This window comes from Halanaerobium sp. DL-01 (assembly GCF_003338615.1).
Taxonomy (GTDB): Bacteria; Bacillota; Halanaerobiia; order Halanaerobiales; family Halanaerobiaceae; genus QPJE01.
The window spans coordinates 1-4,433 of record NZ_QPJN01000062.1; the positions used below are offsets into that span (position 1 = coordinate 1).

General features: G+C 32.8%; 5 protein-coding genes. All 5 read right to left on the bottom strand.

From position 1 onward, the window contains the following. On the bottom strand, positions 1-798 hold a 798-nt coding region (locus tag DER71_RS11620), incomplete at its 3' end, for an aldo/keto reductase (RefSeq protein ID WP_114474677.1). Positions 799-1,280: 482 nt separating this feature from the next. Continuing rightward, complete coding sequence (locus DER71_RS11625) at positions 1,281-1,682, bottom strand: VOC family protein (protein WP_114474673.1); 402 nt, start codon at positions 1,680-1,682, stop codon at positions 1,281-1,283. After that, complete coding sequence (gene leuD, locus DER71_RS11630) at positions 1,679-2,170, bottom strand: 3-isopropylmalate dehydratase small subunit (protein WP_114474674.1); 492 nt, start codon at positions 2,168-2,170, stop codon at positions 1,679-1,681. The genes DER71_RS11625 and leuD overlap by 4 nt, the downstream gene beginning before the upstream one ends. Then, entirely contained in the window at positions 2,167-3,432 is a 1,266-nt protein-coding gene (gene leuC / locus DER71_RS11635) for a 3-isopropylmalate dehydratase large subunit (RefSeq protein ID WP_114474675.1), read from the bottom strand. The genes leuD and leuC overlap by 4 nt, the downstream gene beginning before the upstream one ends. A gap of 15 nt (positions 3,433-3,447) precedes the next feature. Then, complete coding sequence (locus DER71_RS11640; RefSeq protein ID WP_114474676.1) at positions 3,448-4,314, bottom strand: oxaloacetate decarboxylase; 867 nt, start codon at positions 4,312-4,314, stop codon at positions 3,448-3,450. Between the last annotated feature and the right edge of the window lie 119 nt (positions 4,315-4,433).

A 4,433-nucleotide genomic window follows, 5' to 3' on the forward strand; every position in this document is an offset into this window, starting at 1 on the left:
CACATGCTCCATAGCGGTCATCCCACTTAAAACTACTGAAACTTCTGGATGGTTCATTACCCATCTGAGTGCCCACTGGGCTGGTGTTCTTTTTACTGGCGCTTCCTCCCATTTCTTCATAATTTCCTCGGGCATTTCTCCAGCTAAGCTGCCGCCTCTTATTGGCTCCATAATGACAATCCCCAGCCCTTTATCAGCAGCATATTGTAAACCTTCTTTACCAGCTTGATAATTCTCATCTAAATAATTATATTGAATTTGACAAAATGACCAGTCATAAGAATCTACAATTTCTTTGAAGGAATTAACATCACTATGAAAAGAAAATCCAGCATATTTTATCCGACCATCTTCTATAGCCTGATCTAAAAATTCTTCTATACCTAATTTTTTTAAATTTTCCCAGGTACTTTTATTTAGTGAATGAAGTAAATAAAAATCTATTTTATCTGTTTCCAGGCGTTCAAGTTGTTCTTCCAATAATCTATCCATATCTTCTCTACTTTGGACTAACCAGATTGGAAGCTTTGTTGCTAAATTTACTTTTTCTCGATAACCATCCTTTAAGGCTCTTGCTACAAATGGCTCGCTTTCTCCCGGTTTATCAAATCCTGTACCATGATAAGGGTATGCTGTGTCAACATAATTTACTCCGTTATCAATTGCATATCTCAGCATTTTTGTTGCTTTTTCCTCATCAATATTAGTTTGTTCACCATCAATAACAGGTAATCTCATACAGCCAAATCCTAAAACAGAAACCTTTTCATTTGTTTTTCCCATTTTTCTGTATAACATCTTTATCAGCTCCTATATATTTTTTCTATTCCAGCTTTTTAAAGCTGTTCTTCTGTTTTTTCTAAATAACCGTTCAATTTTTTCTTTTATAGCCTCTTACTTTAGTAGCCTATCACCTTGAGTTAACTCCAGGTCAAGCTATTTTTGAAAATAATTTTTGCCAGGCTAAAATAACCATTATTTTGAAGAAAGAAAATGACCATGTCAAGTTAGCTGGTATAATTAAAATTACTACAAAAAACTTTTGAAAATCTCTTTGACGGGCTTAGAAACATTATAAATTCGACAAGATTGGAGTGAAGCCCTTTTTATATCATTAAAATCTTTGTTATATCAAGGCTTATTTTTATGAAATTCGCTTATACAACAAATATCTATATAAGAAATACTGGAGGAATTAAAAATGAATAAAATATAAAAAAGGACTACCGCTCTTATAAACGGCAGACCTCTTATTGATTATACAATTTAAATCATATATATTACTTATTTTCTGCAAACTGCATAATAATATTTAAAACATCATTTTTTTCAAAAGAAGCTACTTTCCAATCTAAACCTTCTCTTGCTTCTTTGTCTTTCATTTTTATACTAATTGCCCGGTCAATAATATGGTCTATTGCATTATCAATATCATTTACATCAAAAGCCAAATGAAAAAATCCAGGACCATTTTCTTTTAAATATTTTTTTACAGGTCCAGATTTATATGGATAAATCAGCTCTAACAAAACTTCTCCTGCTTTAAATACGCCTACTTTTACTCCTCTATATTCAAGAGTAGATTTTCCCTGAAAAATCAGCTCCAAATCATTTTTAAAAATTTCTATTCCTTTTTCAAGGTCATTTACAACAAATGCTATATGATGGACACCTTTTATCATGATTTTCTCTCCTTAAAATAACCTGTTACACCGTCGGCCATTAATATTTCTTTAATTATTTTAGGAAATGGAGAAAAATCATAGTTTTTGTTTTTGGTTTTATTATAAATTTTCCCTTTATCTGCATTGATCTTAATCTTATCACCTTTTTCAACATCATTTACAGCCTCAGGGGATTCGATCACTGTTAATCCTAGATTTATTGCATTTCTAAAAAATATACGTGCAAATGATTTTGCTACAACTGCTTTAACTCCAGCTCCTTTTATTGCAAAAGGTGCATGTTCTCTAGAACTTCCACATCCAAAATTTTCTTCAGCAAATATTATAGTCTCATCATCCAATAATTTTGGAAAATCTTTTTCATAACCTTCCAGACAATGCTTGCCTAATTCTTTACTATCAGTTAAAGTTAAATATTGAGCTGGTATAATCTGATCAGTATCAATATTTCTACCAACCTTGACTGCGTTTCCTTGCAAAATCATGAAATCACCTCTTCCGGATGAACAATTTTTCCGGCTATAGCTGATGCAGCCACTACAGAAGGATTTGCCAGAAAAGCTTTACTGTCTGGGCTTCCTAATCGACCTTTAAAATTTCTATTTGTACTAGTTATTGCTACTTCTCCAGGTCCTAATACTCCAGTGTGTCCTCCAAAACAAGGACCACAGGTAGGCATACTAACTCCCGCTCCAGCATCAATAAATATTTTTAATAAACCTTCTTTCATAGCTTCTTTATAAATATGTCTCGTGGCTGGAATGATTATCAAGCGAACTTCTTTATTTATTTTTTTGCCTTTTAAAACTTTTGCAGCTCTACGTAAATCTTCCAATCTACCATTAGTACATGAGCCTATTATTGCCTCATCAATTTTTATGCTTTCCTTAATTTCACTAATAGCTTTTGTATTTTCTGGTGAATATGGAAATGCAACTTGAGGTTCCATATCACTTACATCATATTCTATTTCTTTTTCAAAATTTGCATCTTTATCACTTTTATAAATTTCATATTCTCTTTTAACTTTCTCTTCTAAATAATTAATTGTTTTTTCATCAACTTCAATCAAACCTGCTTTTCCTCCTGCTTCAATAGCCATGTTTGACATTGTAAATCTATCAGCCATTGGTAAGTTTTTTATAACTTCTCCACCAAATTCCATTGCTTTATAAGTCGCTCCATCTGCTCCAATATCACCTATTGTATATAATATTAAGTCTTTACCAGATACCCACTCAGGAAGCTTTCCTTTATAATTAAACTTAATTGTTTCTGGGACTTTAAACCATAACTCTCCTGTACCCAACCCTACAGCCATATCTGTACTACCTATTCCAGTAGCAAAAGCACCAAGTGCTCCATAAGTACATGTATGAGAGTCTGCTCCTATCACTAATTGTCCGGGATAGATATGCCCCTGTTCGGGAAGCAATGCATGTTCAATACCCATGTTATGTTGGTCATATAAATTTTTAATGTCATATTTTTTTGCAAATTTTCTTATTTTATTATGAGTTTTGGCAGAATCAACAGTATTTGTGGGTAAAAAATGATCAAGAACAAAAATCACCTTGCCTTTAGCAAAAACTTTCTCAAATCCTAATTCTTTAAATTTATTTAAAGCAAGAGGAATAGTAACATCTTCTCCCATTACTAAATCTAACTTAGCTCTTATAAAATTACCTGCTTTTGCCTCTCCTTCAATACAATGTTTCTCAAATATTTTTTCAGATAATGTAGGCACAAATTCACCACCTTTTTAATTTGAATATTTTTCTTCTAACTTTTGTATTTCTTTTAAACCAATCATTTCATTAAATTTATCAAAGGGCATTAAATGATTCATAACTTCATTTGTCTCACCATTTTCTCTTAAAGATGACAAAACAATATACATACCCTGAGCTGAAGCATATAAAGCAGACAAAGGCCAAACAATAATTTTATAGCCGAGTTCTTCTAATTCTTCTTTGTTTAAAATTGGAGTTTTCCCATGTTCGATCATATTAGCCATTAAAGGTATATTTGGAAATTCATTCCCAATTCTTTTTAATTCTTTCTTGCTTTGAGGGGCCTCAATAAAAAGTAGGTCCACTCCAATTTCCTCACATTTTTTCCCTCTTTCAATTGCAGCTTCCAATCCATCTATGGCCCTTATATCAGTTCTTGCCATAATTTTAAAATCTTTATCTTCTCGGGCATCTAAAGCCGCTTCTAATTTTGCTAAAAATTCATCTTCATCAATTACCTTTTTACCTTCCATATGTCCACATCTTTTTGGCCAAACTTGATCTTCAATAAATATGCCTGCAACACCAGATTTCTCAAAGCCCTTGACTGTTTGTTGTACATTTAAGACTCCTCCATACCCAGTATCTGCATCAGCAAAAACTGGAATATTAACTGCTTCTGATATTTGAGAAGCTCTTTCTACCATTTCTTTGTAGTCTAATAGACCTCTATCTGGTTGAGCCAGAACAGTAGCAGATGTACCATACCCAGTTGTGAAAAGAGCTCTAAAACCTACTTCCTCTATAATTTTAGCTGCCAGAGCATCAGGAGCACCGGGCAAAATGATACCGCCCGGTTCCTCTAGCATTTTTGCAAATTTCTTTCTTGCCTTCATAAATTAACCTCCTTATTTAGTATACGTTACGTCAAATCTAAATGTTTTTTTAAAAATATTAATAGTTATCATAGTTGTCAGGTTAGGAATCTGTATAAAATGCAGGAATCCCTCCCCCT

Coding starts and splice junctions, on each gene's coding strand:
- DER71_RS11640 (WP_114474676.1), bottom strand. CDS start 4,314: ATGAAGGCAAGAAAGAAATTTGCAAAAATGCTAGAGGAACCGGGCGGT.
- leuD (WP_114474674.1), bottom strand. CDS start 2,170: ATGATTTTGCAAGGAAACGCAGTCAAGGTTGGTAGAAATATTGATACT.
- DER71_RS11625 (WP_114474673.1), bottom strand. CDS start 1,682: ATGATAAAAGGTGTCCATCATATAGCATTTGTTGTAAATGACCTTGAA.